Source organism: Albimonas marina (assembly GCF_029223255.1).
Lineage (GTDB): Bacteria > Pseudomonadota > Alphaproteobacteria > Rhodobacterales > Rhodobacteraceae > Albimonas.
Map to the genome: position 1 here is coordinate 442,488 of NZ_JARHUC010000001.1, position 18,411 is coordinate 460,898.

General features: G+C 74.8%; 8 protein-coding genes. 6 read left to right on the plus strand and 2 right to left on the minus strand.

Annotated elements, in window-relative coordinates; translation table 11 throughout:
• Positions 1-49 precede the first annotated feature (49 nt).
• The 6 genes from P2H44_RS01945 to P2H44_RS01970 all read left to right on the plus strand — a co-directional run bounded on the left by P2H44_RS01945 (position 50) and on the right by P2H44_RS01970 (position 16,084).
• Positions 50-2,359: a penicillin acylase family protein gene (locus tag P2H44_RS01945; RefSeq protein ID WP_275761730.1), complete on the plus strand. Its 2,310-nt coding sequence runs from the start codon at positions 50-52 to the stop codon at positions 2,357-2,359.
• A complete protein-coding gene (locus tag P2H44_RS01950; RefSeq protein ID WP_275761731.1) occupies positions 2,356-3,054 on the plus strand; it encodes an aspartate/glutamate racemase family protein in 699 nt (232 codons plus the stop codon). Before P2H44_RS01945 ends, P2H44_RS01950 begins: the two co-directional genes overlap by 4 nt.
• On the plus strand, positions 3,051-5,057 hold the full coding sequence (locus P2H44_RS01955; protein WP_275761732.1) for a hydantoinase/oxoprolinase family protein: 2,007 nt from the start codon (positions 3,051-3,053) through the stop codon (positions 5,055-5,057). The genes P2H44_RS01950 and P2H44_RS01955 overlap by 4 nt, the downstream gene beginning before the upstream one ends.
• Positions 5,054-6,724 (plus strand): hydantoinase B/oxoprolinase family protein, encoded by a 1,671-nt coding sequence (locus P2H44_RS01960; RefSeq protein WP_275761733.1) that lies wholly within the window; start codon positions 5,054-5,056, stop codon positions 6,722-6,724. The genes P2H44_RS01955 and P2H44_RS01960 overlap by 4 nt, the downstream gene beginning before the upstream one ends.
• On the plus strand, positions 6,721-7,881 hold the full coding sequence (locus P2H44_RS01965; protein WP_275761734.1) for a M20 family metallopeptidase: 1,161 nt from the start codon (positions 6,721-6,723) through the stop codon (positions 7,879-7,881). Before P2H44_RS01960 ends, P2H44_RS01965 begins: the two co-directional genes overlap by 4 nt.
• 310 nt (positions 7,882-8,191) lie before the next feature.
• The gene (locus tag P2H44_RS01970) at positions 8,192-16,084 is read left to right on the plus strand and encodes an autotransporter outer membrane beta-barrel domain-containing protein (RefSeq protein ID WP_275761735.1); all 7,893 of its coding nucleotides are present in this window, start codon (positions 8,192-8,194) and stop codon (positions 16,082-16,084) included.
• A gap of 50 nt (positions 16,085-16,134) precedes the next feature.
• On the opposite strand, the gene P2H44_RS01975 is transcribed toward P2H44_RS01970, so the two are convergent.
• Positions 16,135-16,548, minus strand: a complete 414-nt coding sequence (locus P2H44_RS01975) for a RidA family protein (RefSeq protein ID WP_275761736.1) — start codon at positions 16,546-16,548, stop codon at positions 16,135-16,137.
• Between the two features lie 91 nt (positions 16,549-16,639).
• Complete coding sequence (locus P2H44_RS01980; RefSeq protein WP_275761737.1) at positions 16,640-18,379, minus strand: DUF898 family protein; 1,740 nt, start codon at positions 18,377-18,379, stop codon at positions 16,640-16,642.
• Positions 18,380-18,411: the final 32 nt, after the last annotated feature.

An 18,411-nucleotide genomic window follows, 5' to 3' on the forward strand; every position in this document is an offset into this window, starting at 1 on the left:
CCATGTCTGTCCCTAGCATTGTCCAGACAGAAACCTGCGAGGAGGCGTCATGAGCGTCCAGCACGCCCTGTCCGGCCTGGCCGCGCGGGCCGAGATCCGCGTCGACCGCTGGGGCATCCCCCATATCAAGGCCGAGAGCCTGGAGGACCTGTTCTTCGCCCAGGGCGTGAACGCCGCGCGCGACCGGCTCTGGCAGATCGACCTGGGGCGCAAGCGGGGGCTGGGGCGTCTGGCCGCGAGCTTCGGGTCCGGCTACCTGGAGCAGGACAAGGCCGCGCGGGCGTTCCTCTACCGCGGCTCGATGGAGGCCGAGTGGGCCGCCTACGGCGAGGACGCGCAGGCGATCTGCACCCGCTTCGCCGAGGGGATCAACGCCTGGATCGACGCGATCGAGGCCGGCGAGGCGCCGCTGCCGCCGGAGTTCGCGCTGACCGAAACGCGGCCCGAGACATGGGCGCCCGAGGACGTGGTGCGCATCCGCACTCACGCCCTGACCCGCAACGCCCTGTCCGAGATCCTGCGCGCCCAGGTGCTGGCCAAGGCCGATCCCGCCGCCGACCTGATGCGCAAGAACCTCGAGCCGCCGGTGGACGCCGGAGAGGCCGCGGCGCCGCTGGACGAGATCCCGCTGGAGGCTCTGGACCTCTTCCGCCTCGCCACCGCGCCGGTCACCTTCCCCGAGGCACGGATGGACTGCCCGCTGGAGCAGGCGGGCCGCTGGCGCAAGGTCGACGACCTGGCGGGCGTGATCGCGGACCAGGCCTGGACCGGCTCGAACAACTGGGCGATCGCGGCGCATCGGACCGAGACGGGCCGCCCGATCATGGCCGGCGATCCGCATCGCGCCCACGGGCTGCCCTCGCTGCGCTACCTGGTGCACCTGACGGCGCCGGGGCTGGACGTGATCGGGGCGGGCGAACCCTCGATGCCGGGCATCTCGATGGGCCACAACGGGCACGGGGCCTTCACCCAGACGATCTTCGGGACCGACCAGGAGGACGTCTACGTCTACGACCTGGACGGCGAGCGCTATCGCGGCCCCGACGGCTGGACCGGGATCGAGACGGCGGACGAGGTCTTCGAGATCCGGGGCCACGCCTCCCAGACCCATACGCTGAGCTGGACGGTCCACGGGCCGGTGCTGCTGCGCGACGCGGCCCGCGGGCGGCTGTTCGCCCTGCGCTCGGTCTGGTTCGAGCCGGGCGCCTGCGCCTATTTCGGCGGCCTGACCACCATGCGCGCCAAAAGCCCCGAGGCCTTCCGCGAGGGGCTGAAGCGCTTCGCCACGCCCTCGCTGAACCACCTGTGGGCGGACGTGGAGGGGAACCTCGCCTGGCAGCCCGCGGGCATGGCGCCGGTGCGGCGCAACTGGACCGGGCTGCTGCCGGCGAAGGGCGACGGGACGAACGAGTGGGACGGGTTCCACCCGCAGTCCGCTCTGCCCTTCGTGGCGAACCCGGAGAAGGGTTTCCTGCACAGCGCCAACGAGTGGAACCTGCCTGCGGACTTCGACCAGGACGAGACCCGCATCGGCTACGAGTGGCTGGAGAAGGGCCGCGCCCTGCGCATCGACGCGGTGCTGTCGGAGGGGGAGGGGCACTCGGTCGCCTCCTCCCAGGCGCTGCAGACGGACGTGATCTCGCTGCCCGGCCTGCGCTTGGCGGCGCTGGTCGCGGGGCTGCCCGCGGACGTGCCGGGGCGGGACCTGCTGGCGGGCTGGGACGGGTCGGAGCCGGTGGACTCGGCCCCGGCCCTGCTGTGCGAATGGTGGTTCACCAAGCGCCTGAAGCCCGCGCTCTTCGCCCTGACCGCGCCCAACGTGCCGCCCGCGCTGTTCGCCCCCGGCGACGTGGAGGGGATCGTCACCCGGCTGGAGAACCCCGACGCGGGCTTCGGCCCCGACCCCGAGGCCGCCCGCGACGCGCTGCTGGCGCGCACGCTGGCCGAGGCGCATGCCGACCTGGTCGCGGCCTACGGCGCGGACGAGGACGCCTGGGCCTGGGGCGACCTGCACCACGCGATGTTCCCCCATGCGCTGTCGCGGCTGGATCCCTTGCTCGACATCGGGCCGCTGGCCAAGCCCGGCTCGGGCACCACGGTGATGCACGCGGCCTACCGGGGGACGGATTTCCGGGTGACGAACGGCGCCTCGGTCCGCTTCGTGCTGGACGTGGGGAACTGGGACGCCTCGGTCTGCATCAACGCGCCGGGGCAGTCGGGGAACCCGGACTCGCCGCACTACCGCGACTTGTCCGAGCCGTGGTCGCGGGGCGAATACGTCCCGTTCCTCTATTCCGACGCGGCGGTGGAGGCGGCGGTGGCCACCCGCATCGTGCTGACCCCGGGGGGCGCGGCATGAAGATCGCGGTCTCCGTCCCCAACGCCACCCTTCCCGACGCCGCCGTGGCGGCGCGGCGGGACTACCTCGAGTCCATCGCCCGGCCGGGGACCGAGATCCTGATGCGCCGCAACCCCGAGGGGCCGGACAGCATCGAGTCCGAGCATGAGCGGGAGTGGGCGGCCGTGAACGTCGCGCGCGCCCTGCCGGTGCTGGCCGCGCAGGGGGCGGATGCGCTGATCCCCTGGTGCGCGAACGACCCCGGCGTGACCGCCTGCCGGGAGCTGTCGCCCCTGCCCGTGGTCGGCCCGATGATGGCCGCCTGCCACATGGCCGCGATGCTGGGGAACCGCTTCTCCTGGCTGATGCCGCTGGGCAACCCGGGCGCGGTGCGCGCGCAGATCGAGGGGCTGGGGCTGGGTTCGCGGCTCGCCTCGATCCGCTCCATCGGCGTGCCGGTGCTGGAGTTGCGCGACGACCTCGACCGCTCCCGCGCGCTGCTGGAGGAGGCGGCGGCGGCCGCGGCCGAGGAGGACGGGGCCGACGCCTGCGTGCTGGGCTGCATGGCGCTGTTCGGGGTGGCGCCGACGCTGAGCGCGCCGATCCCGATGCTGGACCCGGCCGCCTGCGCCCTGTCGCTGGCGCAGGACCTGGTGGAGATGCGGCTGTCGCACGCGCCCCGGGCCTATGCGCCGCGCAAGGGCGTGCTGCGATGACCTCTCCCGACCGGATCGGCGTCGAGATCGGCGGCACCTTCACCGACCTGGTGATGGCCGCCCCCGACGGGACGCTGACCACGGGCAAGACCCCCTCGACCCCGCCGGCCCCGCAGGAGGCGGTGCTGCGGGTGCTGGACGAGGCGGGGGCGGACCTGGCGGCGGCGGCGCGGCTGACCCATGGCTCCACCGTCGCCACCAACGCCCTGCTGACCCGGCGGGGGGCGAAGGCGGGGCTGCTGACCACGGCGGGGTTCCGGGACGTCGCCATCATGGGCCGGGCGGACCGGGACCACGACATCTTCGACATGCGCTTCCGCCACCCCGCGCCGCCGATCCGCCGCGCAATGATCGCCGAGGTGCCCGAGCGCATCTCCGCCGACGGCGAGATCCTCGTCCCGCTGGACCTCGAGGCCGGCTGGGAGGCGGCGCGCCGCCTGATCGAGGCGGGGGCCGAGGGGCTGGCGATCTGCTTCCTGCACGCCTGGCGCAACCCGGCGCACGAGCAGGCGCTGGCCGCCCTGATCCGGGAGCGGGCGCCGGCGATCGCGCTGTCGGTCTCCCACGAGGTCAGCCCGGAGTTCCGGGAGTACGAGCGCACCCTGACCACCACCGTGAACGCCTTCGTGGGCCCGGTGGTGGAGGGCTACGTGCGCCGCCTGGACGAGGGGCTGAAGGCCCGCGGCCGCAAGGGCGTTCTGCAGATCATGCAGTCGAACGGGGGCGCGATGCCCGCGGCGATGGCCGGCGCCAACGCGGTGCGGATGCTGCTGTCGGGCCCTGCCGCGGGGATGCGCGCCGCGATGTGGTTCGCCGAACGCAACGGGTTGCGCGACGTGATCACGCTGGACATGGGCGGCACATCGACCGACGTGGCGCTGGCCCCGGACCTGACGCCGGCGGTGACGCCGGAGATGAAGATCGACGGGCTGCCGGTGCGGGTCGCGGCGCTGGACATGGCGACCATCGGGGCGGGGGGCGGCTCGATCGTCTCGGTCGATCCGGGGGGCTTCCTCGCCGTCGGCCCGGACAGCGCGGGGGCCGATCCGGGACCCGCCTGCTACGGCCGCGGCGGGACGCGGCCCACGGTGACCGACGCGCAGGTGATCGCGGGCGTGCTGCGGCCGGCGCGGTTCTTCGGGGGCAGGATGGCGCTGCGCGACGACCTCGCGCGGCAGGCGCTGGCGGAGCTGGAGATGGGGCCGGCGGACGCCGCCGCCGACATGGCGCTGGGCATCGTGAACGGCGCGATGGCCGGCGCGGTGCGGCTGGTCTCGACCGCGCGGGGGATCGACCCGCAGGGCTTCGCGCTGGTGGCCTACGGCGGCGGCGGGCCGCTGCATGCGGCCTCGGTCGCGGAAGAGCTGGGGATGACGCGGGTGCTGGTGCCCTGGTCGCCCGGCCTCGCCTCGGCCTTCGGGCTGCTGATCGCGGACATCACGCTCGACGCGGCGCAGAGCGAGCTGGGGCCGCTGGGCGAGACGACGCTCGACGCCGACCGGGTGGCTGCGCTGGTCGCGCGGGCGCGGCGGATGGCGGAGGAGGGCGGGCTCGACCCCGACGCCTGCGAGGTCGAGCTGGGGGTGGACCTGCGCTATGCCGGGCAGGCCTTCGAGCTGACGGTGCGCACGCCGCCCGCCCCGATGGGCGCCGCCGCCCTGCGCGAGGCGTTCGAGGGCCTGCACCGTCGGCGCTACGGCTATGCGCGCGCGGACCTCTCGGTCGAGAGCACGGGCTGGCGCATCACCGTGCGCCGACCCTCCACCGGCGAGGTCCGCCCGCCGCTCCCCTCGGGCGAGGGGCCGGCGGCCGAGACGCGCACCGCGACCATCGCGGGCCGGCGGCTGGACACGACCTTCCTCGCGCGCGAGGCGCTGGCGCCGGGCGCGGAGATCGAGGGGCCGGCGGTGCTGGAGGAGCCTTCCTCCACCACCCTCGTCCCTCCCGGCTGGCGGGCGCGCTGCCTGCCGACCGGCGACCTGCTGCTGGAGCGGACGGCATGACCGAGACGCTTTCCCCCGCCCGCCTGATGATCCTCGCCCGCGGGCTGCAGGCCGCGGCCGACGAGATGGGGGCGAACCTCGTGCGCTCCGCCTTCTCGGCGGTGGTGCGGGAGGCGCGGGATTGCTCCTGCGCCCTGCTGGACGCGCAGGGGCAGGTGGTGGCGCAGGCGGAGATGATCCCGCTGCAGACCGCCGCCCTCAACCACTCCTTCGCCGCGGCGGCGGAGCAGCTGGACCTGTCGGACCCGCAGGAGGGGCAGGCGGTCATCCTCAACGACCCCTACTCCGGCGGCCAGCACCTGAACGACGTGATCGTCTTCACCCCGATCCTGCATCGGGGGGAGCTGCTGGGCTGGGCGGGCTCGACCGCCCATCACCTCGATATCGGCGGCGGCGCGCCGGGGGTGAACTCGGGCGCGCGCGACCTGATCGGCGAGGGGCTGGTGATCCCGCCCTTGCTGATCGACGTCGCCCGCGACTGGCACGGCGGCATGGTCGAGCGGCTGATCTTCGCCAACATCCGCACGCCCACCATCGGGCGCGGCGACATGGACGCCCAGTTCGCCGCCAACCACGTCGGCGCCCGCCGGGTGCGCGAAATGGCGGAGCGGTTCGGACCCGAGGCCGTGCGCGCCGCGATGCGCGAAACCCTCGACTATTCCGAGCGGCGGATGCGCGCCGGCATCGCGGCGCTGCCGGACGGGGAGTGGACGGGGCAGGCGTGGCTCGATTCCGACGGCTCCGCCCCCGGCTCCCCGCCCGTCTGCATCAGGGCGCGCGTGCGGATCGCGGGCGACGAGGCGGAGATCGACTTCGCCGGCTCGGCGCCCGAGGCGCGCTCGATGTTCAACTCGACCTTCGCCTCCTCGATGGCCGCGGCGGTGACCGCCCTGCGCTCGGCGCTGGGCGACCTCGAGATGCCGGCGAACGACGGCTGCAACCGCCCCGTCACGGTGCACCTGCCGGAGGGCTCGCTGCTGCATCCCAACCCCGGCCTTCCGGTACGCGCGCGGGCGACCGCCGCCTGCCGGGCGCTGGACGCGGTGCACGACGCGCTGGGCAAGGCCGTGCCCGAGCGGATCCCGGCGCAGGGGATGAACGCCACGACCGGCTTCTTCCTGGCGCGGCGGCGGCCGGGCGGGTTCGACCTGCATCTCGACATCGTGGGCGGCGGCTGGGGGGCGGCGAAGGGCTACGACGCGATCCACGCCACCGACCATGTCCTCTCGACCTGCCGCCTGACCCCGGTGGAGGCGATCGAGCAGGTCGCGCCCCACCTGCGTATGGAGGCGACCGGCCTGATCCCCGAGAGCTTCGGCGCCGGCCGCTTCATCGGCGGCATGGGCATCTATCGCCGCTACCGGATCCTGGCCGAGGACGTCTCGCTCTCGATCTACTCCGACCGCTTCGTGCTGCCGCCGCGGGGGCGGGAGGGGGGGCTCGACGGCAAGCTGGCCTCGCTGACCGTGACGCGGGACGGCGAGGCGCTGGCGCTGCCGGGCTATGGAACCTTCGAGCTCAGGCCCGGCGACCTGGTGGAGCTGCGGCTGCCGGGCGGCGGCGGCTGGGGGGACCCGAAGACCCGCGACCCCGCGGCGCTGGCCCGCGACCTGGAGGACGGGCTCGTCCTCGATCCCACGCCTTACCGACAGGACATCGCCTCATGACCCTGCTGCGACCCGAGCAGATCGACGCCGCCCCCCTCGTCGCCCTGATCCGGGAGTGGGTGGAGATCGAGACCCCGTCCGAGCGCCCGGACCTGATCGACGCGCTGCTGGACAAGGTGGAGGCCGCCTTCGAGGGCCTGCCGGTGGAGCGCACGCGCTTTCCCGCGACCGAGCGGGGCGGCCAGCTGCTGCTGCGCTACGCGCCCGAGGGCTGCGAGGGGCCGGCGATCACCACGATGGGCCACGTGGACACGGTCTGGGCGGTGGGCACGCTGGCCCGCCGGCCGATCGTGCAGGAGGGGGAGCGGCTGTTCGGGCCGGGGATCTTCGACATGAAGGCGGGCTCCTGCCTCGCGGCCGAGACGCTGCGCCGGATCGCGGCCGAGGGGATCGTGCCGCCCCGCCCGCTGCAGGTGCTGCTGACGGGGGACGAGGAGATCGGCTCCGACGCCTCGCGCGCATTGATCGAGCGGCTGGCGGCGGAGTCCGCGATGGTGCTGATCCCCGAGCCCTCCTTCGGGCCGGACATCGCGGTGGTGACCGCGCGCAAGGGCTGGGGGCGGTTCGTGCTGCGCGCCCACGGCCGCGCGGCGCACGCGGGGGGGAACCTGTTCGACGGCCGCTCGGCGATCCACGAGATCGCGCGGCAGATCATCGACATCGAGGGGCGGACGGACCGCGAGCGGGGGCTGACCTTCAACGTGGGCGTCGTCGCGGGCGGCACCCGGCCCAACGTGGTGCCGGCGGAGGCGGAGGCGCTGGTCGACATGCGCGCCGTGACCACGGCCGAGGCGGAGGCCGAGGCGGCGGGGATGCTGGCGCGCACGGCCTTCGGTCCGGACGTGCGGCTGGAGGTCTCGGGCGGCGTGAACCGCCCGCCCTACGAGCGCACGGCGGCGGTGGCGCGCCTGTTCGAGGCGACGCGGCGGCTGTCGGAATCTCTGGGAATGCCGCTGGCCGAGATCTCCCGCGGCGGGGTTTCGGACGGGAACCTCGCGGCGGCGATGGGGACGCCGGTGCTCGACGGGCTGGGCTGCGGCGGGGGCGGGGCCCATGCCGAGGACGAGCACATCGACCTGTCGACCGTCGCCCCGCGCGCGGCGCTGATGCGCGGCATGATGCTGTCGGAGGACTTCCTGGCCGAGGCGCTGGGCTGAGCGGCCGGCAGGCCGGCGCGACGCGCGAACGGGATCGCGGTCTCATCAGGTGAAAAGGGCGCCGCCACGTCGGGTCGGCGGCGCCGCGCCCCGTCGCGCGCGCCGATCGCGCGCGACGGGGAATCGCCTTTCAGGCAAGCGGAAAACCGGGGTCCGCCTGGGCGGAGGGAGGCGCGCGCCGGCGCAGCGGGGGTCGGCGAACCTGAACGGTTATTTATTGAGACGATTCTGGGTTCACGCTAGCGTCGGGGAACGATCGGCGCCGGTGGGGGGGTCGACGCGTTGATTGTGCTCAGGGACCGGTTTCGAAATGACCACCGATCGGATCGACGGGGCGCTCGCCCCGATCGCGCGGCCGCGCGTGCGCGCCACGCTCCTCCTCCTCGCCACCTCCTCCGCCCTGGCGCTGAGCGCGCCGGCGCTCGCCGACAGCGTGGTGTTCTACGAGGCCGGCTCGACCGCCGGCCAGGCGGCGGAGAACCAGACCTACACCAACGACGACGACATCGAGGCCACGCTCAACGGCGCGGTGACGCTGGTCGGCACGGGGGCCAAGGGGTCGAACACCGTCACCCAGAGCGGGTCGGGGCGCTACAAGGCGGGCGTCGGGGGCTATGGCGGCCAGATCAGCGTCACCAACCACGGCGACCTGACCGTCGACCGGGACGCGGACCCCAACGCCAACGCCCTGGGGCTGGAAGGAGGCGGCTGGCCGGGCCTGTTCGACCGCCAGGGCCTGCTGACGGGCATCAACGTCGCGGGCGTGGGCGGCGCGGGGGGCGATGCGAACGGCTCGGGCGGGTCCAGCGGGGACGGCGGGCTGGGCGGCCAGGGCGGGGTGGTGGAGATCGTCAACGACGGCGCCATCACCATCGAGCGGGCCTTCCCCTACGGCGGCATCGGGATCCTCGCCACCAGCGCGGGCGGCGACGGCGGCCATGAGAACGGCGGCGCGGGCGACGGCGGGCAGGACGACATGGGCGGCGGCGGGGGCGTCACCAACACGGTGACCGTCACCAACGCCGGCACGATCACCCTGAACGGCTCGGGCCCCAACACGATCAACGGCATCCGGGTCGAGAACTTCGCCGGCGCCGGGGGCGCCGAGGCCGGCGCCGGCGCGGTGACCGCCAAGACCACCGTCACCCATACCGGCGCGATCTCGGTCACCGGGACCAACACCGGCTCGAACGAGATGGTGAACGGCATCGCCGGCATCTCGGTCTTCAACCGCTCGGGCGCCGGGGCGCAGTCGGACGACAACTCCGACGCGGGCGGGCTGGGCGGCGCGCCGGGGGCGATCGAGGTGGACTCGACCGGGCGCATCGACGTCACGGCCACGGGGCTGCAGCCCTACTCGAACGACGCCAACCGCTCGGGCGGGATCGTGGCCTATTCGGCCGGCGGGCGGGGCGGGAACTCGCCCTCGCCGGACGGCTCCGACGGCTCGCCCGGGGGCGTGGGCGGCGGCTCGGACGCGCAGGTCTCGGTGAAGGCGCATGGCGAGGCGATCACGGTCGTGGGCGACCGGGCGGTGGGCATCGGCGCCTTCGCGCGCGGCGGCGACGGCGGCAACGGCCGCGCCCAGGCCGACGCCGGCGACGGCGGCTTCGGCGGCGACGCCCACGTGCAGACCTGGAACGGCCAGCAGATCACCACCGACGGGCTGAAGGCGGTTGGCATCCAGGCCAAGTCCGAGGGCGGCGTGGGCGGCGGCCAGGACGAGGACGGCGACGGGATCATCGATTCCTACAACCCCACCGCCGGCGACGGCGGCGACGGCGGCACGGTCACCATCCTCGCCGGCGACGACCCGGACGCGGACGGGATCGCCCATGACGACGGGCTGATCTCCACCCAGGGCAGCCAGGCGCACGGCCTGCACGGGCTGAGCTTCGGCGCCGCGGGCGGCGGCGCCACCGGCAGCTTCGTCATCGTGGGCTCGACCGTGGGCAACGGCGGCGGCGGCGGCGCGGGCGGCTCGGTCCTGATCATCAACGGCAGCCGGATCGCCACCGCGGGCTCCTTCGCGGTGGGCATCCTGGGCCAGTCGATCGGCGGCGGGGGCGGCGACGTCGATCCCGGCGACGTGGCCGAGGGCGACCTGATCGCGGTCGCCGGCAGCGGCGGCGAGGGCGGCTCGGCCAACACCGTCACGGTGCAGAGCAACGGCACCATCGACACCACCGGCGAGGCGGCGCTGGGCATCCTCGCGCAGTCGATCGGCGGCGGCGGCGGCAACGGCGGCTCGACCGAGGGCGTGGCCGCGGTGGGCGGCCAGGGCGGCGGCGGCGGCAACGGCGGCTTCGTCGAGGTGGACCTGTTCCAGGACTCCGACCTCAGCACCCAGGGCGACCATGCCTTCGGCGTGGTGGCGCAGTCGGTGGGCGGCGGCGGCGGCCACGGCGGCTCGGTCATCGACCTGTCGCTGGGCCTGCCGGCGGTGGGCATCGGCGGCGCGGGCGGCGACGGCGGCGACGGCGGCAACGTCGAGCTGACCACCGAGGCGCCCGACAGCGGCAACTACTCGGTCGAGCTGCACACCTACGGCGAGAACGCGCACGCGATCATCGCCCATTCGGTCGGCGGCGGCGGCGGCACCGGCGGCGACGCCACCGGCGCGGACATCGGCCTGGGCGACTTCCAGATGGCCGGCGGCAAGGCGGGCGGCGGCGACGGCGGAAACGTGACCGCCCAGCTCGACGGCGCGAAGATCTGGACCTCGGGCGGGCACGCCTCGGGCGTCATCGCGCAGTCGGTGGGCGGCGGCGGCGGCATCGGGGGCATGGCCTCGGGCCTCGACGCGGACCTCGGGCTGGCGCTGTCGGCGCAGGTCGGCGGCTCCGGCGGGCCGGGCGGCGACGGCGGGCGGGTCGACCTCACGCTCGACACCTCGCTGATCGTGACGGGCCTGCCGGCGGACGCGACCGACTGGAAGGTGTGGACGGTGAACGAGGCCGTCTCCGACGGGCATGGCATCTTCGCGCAGTCGGTGGGCGGCGGCGGGGGCGTCGGCGGCGGCTCGGCCGGCCGCTCGATCGCCATCGCGGTGCCCACGGACTCGGTCCCCGTGGGGATGGAGGCGGACTTCTCCGCCGGCGGCACCGGCGGCGACGGGGGGCGGGGCGGCGACGTGACCGTGACCCTCGACAAGGTCGGCGTCGAGACCCATGGGCTGAGCGCCAACGCGGTGATGGCGCAGTCGATCTCGGGCGGCGGCGGCTCGGGCGGCACGGGCTCGGCCGCGGGCTCGGTGATCGGGCTCGGCAAGGACACGATCACGGCCAACATGAACATGGCGCTGGGCGGCCTGGGCGGCAACGCGCAGCCGGCGGGGACGGTCTCGGTCGCGCTGCGCCAGGGCACGGCGCTGACCACGGCGGGCGATTTCTCGAACGGCGTGGTGGCGCAGTCGATCGGCGGCGGCGGCGGCAATGCGGCCAGCGGCACGGCCTCGTCGCGCAACTGGGACGCGGGGCCCGGCGTGTCGATGAACTTCGGCATCGGCGGCTTCGGCGGCCAGGGCGGCGACGGCGGGACCGTCTCGTTCGGCATGGACGGCAACGCCAACATCGCCACCTACGGCGAGGGCGCGCGGGCCGTTCTGGTGCAGTCGATCGGCGGCGGCGGCGGCACCTCGCAGGGGGTGACCGCGGGGCTGAGCGTGAGCGCGCTCAAGAGCACGGCGACCCTGAAGATGGGCCTTCAGGGCGGCGCGGGCGGCAAGGGCGGGGACCTGACCCTGCTCGACGTCACGGGGCGCTTCTTCACCTTCGGCGCCGACGCCGACGGGTTCCTGGCGCAGTCGATCGGCGGCGGCGGCGGCCTGGGCGGCTCGGTCGGGGGCGCCGGCGCCGACAACACCGGCATCATCCAGGAGATCAAGGACCTGAAGTCCGACCTGAACTCGCCGTTCGACCTGCGCGCCTCGCTGGGCGGGCGCGGGGGCTCGGGGCAGGACGGCGGCGACATCACCGGCCTGAACCTCTCGGGGCAGGTGACCACCCATGGCGACTTCGCCGAGGGCGTGGTGGTGCAGTCCATCGCCGGCGGCGGCGGCGCGGGGGGCGCGGGCAACGTGCAGACCTCGGTCTCCAAGCTGCGCCTGCTGATGTCGATGGGCGGTTACGGCGGCGTCGGCGGCGAGGGCGGCGACATCGACTACAATTTCAGCGGCGGCCAGCTGTGGACCCAGGGCTTCGCGGCCCACGGGCTGGTGCTGCAGTCGCTGGGCGGCGGCGGCGGCGTGGGTGGCAGCGGCGCGCGGCTCGCCTGCGGCAAGATCAACCTCGGCGGCGGGTTCCTCGCGCCCGAGATCCCCGGCGAGGACCAGACGCCCGAGCAGATGTGCGACGACGTTCCCAGCTTCCTGAGCGTGGACGGGCAGAACGGCGTCTCGGGCCACGGCGGCGACATCGTCTCGGCCTCGCCGGGCGACGAGACCCGGCGGCTGACCGTCGCCACGATGGGGCGGCACGCGCACGGCATCATCGTGCAGTCGCTGGGCGGCGGCGGCGGCATCGGGGGGATCGGCAGCTCGGCCGTGACCGAGGACGCCGACGACGTGGACGTGCAGCATGACGTCGACGTGTCGCTGGGCGGCTCCTCGGCGGCGGCGGGCCACGGGCTGGGCGCGACGCTGGAGGGGTCGCTTACGATCACCACCTCCGGCGCCGGCGCCGCGGGGGCGCTGGTTCAGTCGGTGGGTGGGGGCGGCGGCGTCGCCTCGGTCGACGGGATCACCGGCCTGACGATGGGCGGAACCGGCTTCGTCGACAATGACGACGACACCGCCGACGGCGGCGACGCGACCGTGAAGCTCTACAGCGGATCCAGCTTCGCGACCACGGCGCAGGGCGCGCATGGGCTGGCTGTGCAGTCCATCGGCGCGGGCGGCGGCTTCGTCACCGGCGCGCTGGCCCAGACCGGCGGCGACGGCGGGGCGCTGGGCGTCTACGTGGGCGCGACCGGCGGCTCGCGCGCGGTGGGCGGCGACGTCTCGGCGCAGCTGCTGGGGGATGCGGACGCCTACGCGCGCATCGTCACCCAGGGCCGCTTCGCCCGCGGCATCGTCGCCCAGTCGGTCGGCGGCGGCGGGGGGCAGTACACCTCGGTCTCCGACGACATCGGCGGGCCGGTGAAGGCGGTGGTCACCCGGCTGGGCGCGCGCAACGGCGGCGGCCATGGCGGCTCGGTCGAGGTGAACCTCTCGGGCGCGATCCAGACCGCGGGCCACGGCGCGGACGGGGTGCTCGCCCAGTCGATCGGCTCCGGCGGCGGCGGCATCGACCTCGCGCCCCGGGGCGACCAGTCGCGCGGGCTCGACATCGTCGTGGGCGCGCAGAACGGCACCGAGGGCGACGGCTCGCCGGTGACGCTGATCGGCGGGCAGGGCGGCATCGACGCGCCCAACGCCACGGTCGTCACCACCGGCGACTACGCCTACGGCCTGCTGCTGCAGTCGATCGGCGGCGGCGGCGGGCTGGTGGACGACGCCACCTCGGGCGCCTCGGGCTCCGTCTCGCTGGGGGCGACGGGCGGCGCGGGCGGGGTGGGCAACACCGTCTCGCTGGCGCCGATCCCCAACTCGACCGACGCGGACTTCAACCTGATCTCGACCGCGGGCGCCGACGCGCACGCGATTGTGGCCCAGTCCATCGGCGCGGGCGGGGGCGTCGCCCGGGTGCGGGGCGCGCAGGGGGGCGTCGACGCCTCGCTGGGCGGGGGGAACGTGACCAACGCCAACGCGGGCTCGGTCGACGTCTCGCTCGGCTACGCCCGGATCGTCACCGGCGGCGACCGCTCGATCGGCATCGTGGCCCAGTCGATCGGCGGCGGCGGCGGGATCCTGTCGGTCGGCGCGGGCCAGGGCCTGGGCTCGACCAACATCGGCGGCGCGAAGGGGAACGGCGGCTCGGTGAACGTGTTCACCGGCCTCAACGTCTCGGTCGAGACCTCGGGCGCCGGGGCGCACGGGATCGTGGCGCAGTCCATCGGCGGCGGCGGCGGCATCATCGGCGACTTCGGCGCCGGCGGGCTGGAGTTCGCGACCTACGACGGAACCGCCGCCATCGCCAACAACGGCGGCAACGGCCGCGCGGTGTCGCTGACGCTGGAGGGACCGGTGACCACCACGGGCGACCACGCGTACGGGGTGATCGCGCAGTCCGTCGGTTCGGGCGGCGGGCTGATCGGCGACGGGTCGCGCAGCGTGGCGGGCTCCTTCGCGGACGCCCGCACCGCGGTGCTGAGCGACAGCGGCGCGATCACGCTGATGCAGTTCGACGGGGCCACGATCCGCGCGACGGGCATGGATTCCATGGGCATCTTCGCCCACAGCATCGGCAGCCAGGACGCCAACGGGATCTACCTGACCCTGGAGGGCACGGTTCAGGGCGGCGACGGCGAGGGCGTGGGCATCTTCATGGCCGGCGGCGCCTACGGGATCGGCGCGATCGACGACAACCTGATCAACCTCAAGGCGGGGGCGCATGTCTCGGCCGTCTCCGGCGTCGCGATCGAATATCAGAGCGTCTTCGGCGGCGCCCAGGGCGTGGGGATCGAGAACAGCGGCGTGATCGAGGGCGACGTGCTGGGCTATGCGCTCGACGGCTCGCCCTACACGCCGGCCTTCTCGGGCTCGCTTCCGACCGGCACGCTGAGCGCGATCTCCGCGGCGGCGCCGCGGAACCGGCGCGCGGTGGTGCAGCTGGTGAACATGCCCAAGGGCACGCTGGTCGGGGCGCGGCGCTACCTCGCCGACGTCGAGAACCGGGGCACGCTGATCCCCGGCGACGACGGCAGCGCCGAGCGGGTGCGCATCGCGGGCGACTTCGTGCAGACCGACAGCGGCCGGATCGTCGCGGCGCTCGACTTCGAGAAGGGCGAGGGCGACCTGCTGCACGTGAACGGCTCGGCCCTGCTGGACGGCACGCTGGAGATCGACCCGATCACGCTCGCGCCCTCCCGCGCGATCACCCTGATCCAGGCCGACCGGGGCATGTCGGGGAACTTCGACACGGTGCTGGGCACCCTGTTCGAGCTCGGGACCGAGGTGCGCAACGGCGCGCTGAGCATCCAGGTGACGGGGGCGAACTTCGACCAGCCCGGCTTCGGCCTGAACGCCCAGCAGGGGCGGGTCGCGGGGTATCTCGAGGACCTGTTCATGGCCGACACGGGGACCCACGCGGCCTTCTTCGGGGCGCTCGAGCAGCTGGCCGGGCAGGGATCGGGGGCCTACGCCTCGGGGCTGACGGGGCTCGCGCCCGGGGCGACGCTGGCGGCGCCGGCGGCGAACTTCGCGCTGGCCCACGACCGGCTGGACGACCTGATGGGCTGCGGCGAGGCGCTGGACCCCGCCGCGCAGGGGACCTGCCTGCGCTGGCTGGGCGGGGTCACGCGCCTCGACCAGCAGACCGGCGACGACGGGACCTTCGGCTACGAGGGGAACGTGTGGCGGATCGGCGTGGCGGGCCAGGCGCCGGTGGCGGACGGCTGGTTCGCCGGCGGCGCGCTGGGCTACGAGGGCTCGTCCCTCGAATCCCAGACGGGGCTGAGCTCGACCCGCGGCGACACCGCCTTCGCGGGCCTGTCGCTGACCCACGCGATGGGGCCGTTCACGCTGACCGGGGCGCTGTCGGGAAGCTGGGGCCAGCATGACCTGCGCCGCAATCCCGACGGGCTGCTGACCACCGGCCGGGCGGACGCCGAGACCGACGTGTGGAGCGTCGCGGCCCGCCTGCGCGGGGCCTGGACGATGTCGTTCCACCAGGGCTGGCTGACCCCGGCGCTGGACCTCGACGTGATCCACTCGGGCGCCGGCGGCTACACCGAGAACGGGCCGGCCCTGACCGCGCTGCGGGTCTCCGGCGGGTCGGAGACGGCGCTGGTCGCGACGCCCTCGCTGGAGGTCGGGACCTGGACGCCGCTGACCGACGCGCTGACGCTGAAGGCCTGGGCGCGGGTGGGGGCGAGCCTGTCGACGCTCGATTCCTACTCGACCTCGGCGCGCTTCGCCGCGGCCGGGGCGGCGGGCGGCGGCTTCGACAACGCGGTGGGCGTGGCCGACGTGGTGGGTCGGATCTCGGCCGGCGTGACGCTGGTCGGCTCCGACCGCTTCGACGTGGACCTGGGCTATGCGGGCGGCTTCGCCGACGGCTACGCCAGCCACGGCGGCAGCCTGCGCGCCACGATCCGGTTCTGAGGACGCGCAGAGGGGGGCCGGCGGCGGGCGCCGGCGGTCGCGGCGGGGGCTCAGGCCTCCGCCTCGGCCTCGATCATCACCACCAGGTCGGGATGGATCAGGGCGGCGGCGCCGACCAGCGTGGTCGGGGGGCGGACGCCCGCGGCCTCGATCCACTCGGCGTAGAGGGCGAGCTCGTCCAGCAGGGCGCGCATGTCGGTGGTCAGCAGGCGGACCCGCACGAGGTCGCGCCGCGCCATGCCCGCGGCCGAGAGCACCGCGTCGACGTTGGCGAGCGCCGCCTCGAGCTGGCGGCCCATGTCGCCGGGACAGCCGACGCCGAGGCCGAGCGGGTCGTCGGGATCCTCCCACAGCTCGCCCTGGCCGGCGATGCGCAGGCGCCGCGCGGCGCCCTCGACCAGTTCGCCCTGGCTCCACGGCAGGGCGGCGACGCCGTCCTGGGGGGTGACTGGCGTTCGTTTCATGCGGCCGCGTCCTTTCGGCCCGGCCCCCGCGCCCGCGCATCTTCTAGCCGATCCGGGGCGCGATGTCTCCCGCCCCGGTCGCGCGGAATCGCTAGAAACCGAACAGATCCAGCGCGTCCTCCATCCCCTCGGCCTCGATGCCCCGGCCGCGGGCGCGGCCGCGCACGGCGTCGAGCGTGTGGACGTCGCGCAGGGTGATCGAGGCCAGCAGATGCTCGGTCCGCCGACGCTGGTAGACGTAGGTCCACAGCCACAGCGCGAAGACGGCCGACAGGAAATAGTCGATCACGATGGCCATCAGCACCAGGCCTTGGGCGCGCCAGGAATGGAAGCCGCCGAAGAGCCGCTCCGAGAGCTGGTCGCTCAGACCCTCGACGATGCCGCCGGCGTCGGGGTTCTCGAGCTCGGCCCCCACGGCGCCGATCATCGGGATCGCGGCGACGGCGGCGATCAGGATCCAGACCAGGATCCCGGGCCAGAGGTTCTTGCGGCTGACGGCCATGTAGGAATCGACCAGGTGCCAGACCGAGAAGCGGCACTCGGCCCGCGCGCCGCCCAGGCGACGGGCGGCGGTGGTCAGGCGGACCTCGGCGGCGCGGTAGTTCGCCAGCAGCATCGAGGCCGTCATGATCAGCAGGAGCGCGATGGCGATCAGCGCCAGCGGGCCGAGGCGCGCGACCGTGGCCGGCAGGTCGCCCAGCCCCACGGCCGCCCGCGCCCCGGGGACGGCGACCAGCGCGACGAGGCCCGCGAAGAAGCCCCAGGCCGGCAGCCAGTGCAGGAGCAGGGGCAGGGGGCCGCCCTCGAAGCGGAAGGGCTCGCTCCCCCAGCGCATGGCGCGGGTCATCCGCGCCTCCCGCAGCCAGCGCCAGACGGGCCACAGCAGGCCGGCCGAGGCGATCACCAGCGGGGTCCACAGCAGGCCTAGCCCGGTCACCGCCCAGCCCGACCCGTCCATGCCGAAGCGCACGCCCCGCCAGCGGGTGCGCGACAGGCGGTAGCGCCGCGCCCGGAAGGCGGCGAGCGGGGCCAGCGGCGCAAGCAGCAGCAGGGCGAGGCCCGCGGGCGCGGCCATCGCCGTCAGCAGCGGCAGCGCCGCGGCGGCGGGGTGGTCGAGGTCGAGCTGCGAACGCTCCAGCGCGCCCGAGACCAGCTCGACCGACATCAGGCCCAGGGCCGCGGCCGCCATCCAGGCCGCCGCGATCACCCCGCCCAGCAGGATCAGGGCGAGCATCAGCCCGCGGAACAGCTGCGCGCCGGTGCCGAGGTATTCCAGCCGCTCGCCGTCGGCCTCGACATGGCTCCACAGCACGCGGCGGGCCTCGGTCTTCATCCAGGGACGGTAGAGCCCGAGGCTGAGCACCGACAGCGCGCCGTGGACGATGGTGACCGCCGACCACAGGCCGCGGTCGTCCTGGAGCTCCGGCCAGGCGTCGCGGGCGAGGGCGTCGGGGGTCCGCTCGGACCGGGCGCGGGCCAGGCGGGCGCGGTGCATCCGCTCGACATGGCGGGCGGACTGGGGGGCGGCGCCGGGGGCGCGGGCGACGTAGGCCTCGCCGTCGGCTGCGGGCGCGGGCGTCGGCGCGGGCCGGGGGCGGCCGCGGCGGCCCAGCGGGCTGATCGGGCGCGGGGCGGGGGCCGCGGGCGGCTCGGGCGCGGTCTCGGGGTCGTTGGCGTTGGCGGGGGCGGGCTTCGGGGCCGGCTCGCGCGCCAGGCGCAGGGCGTCCTCGTCCTCGGCGATGGAGTAGAGATAGGAGTCGCGGTCCTGCACCACGTCGCCGAACAGGTCGACGATCGACTCCTTGTCCTGTCTCACGCGCTTGCGGGGCATACGCAGGGTTCCGCCCGAGGGATACGCAACGC

What these genes read in the sequence shown, in the direction of transcription:
- P2H44_RS01960 (WP_275761733.1), top strand. Translation starts at nt 5,054, where the DNA reads ATGACCGAGACGCTTTCCCCCGCCCGCCTGATGATCCTCGCCCGCGGG.
- P2H44_RS01965 (WP_275761734.1), top strand. Translation starts at nt 6,721, where the DNA reads ATGACCCTGCTGCGACCCGAGCAGATCGACGCCGCCCCCCTCGTCGCC.
- P2H44_RS01980 (WP_275761737.1), bottom strand. Translation starts at nt 18,379, where the DNA reads ATGCCCCGCAAGCGCGTGAGACAGGACAAGGAGTCGATCGTCGACCTG.
- P2H44_RS01950 (WP_275761731.1), top strand. Translation starts at nt 2,356, where the DNA reads ATGAAGATCGCGGTCTCCGTCCCCAACGCCACCCTTCCCGACGCCGCC.
- P2H44_RS01955 (WP_275761732.1), top strand. Translation starts at nt 3,051, where the DNA reads ATGACCTCTCCCGACCGGATCGGCGTCGAGATCGGCGGCACCTTCACC.
- P2H44_RS01945 (WP_275761730.1), top strand. Translation starts at nt 50, where the DNA reads ATGAGCGTCCAGCACGCCCTGTCCGGCCTGGCCGCGCGGGCCGAGATC.
- P2H44_RS01970 (WP_275761735.1), top strand. Translation starts at nt 8,192, where the DNA reads ATGACCACCGATCGGATCGACGGGGCGCTCGCCCCGATCGCGCGGCCG.
- P2H44_RS01975 (WP_275761736.1), bottom strand. Translation starts at nt 16,548, where the DNA reads ATGAAACGAACGCCAGTCACCCCCCAGGACGGCGTCGCCGCCCTGCCG.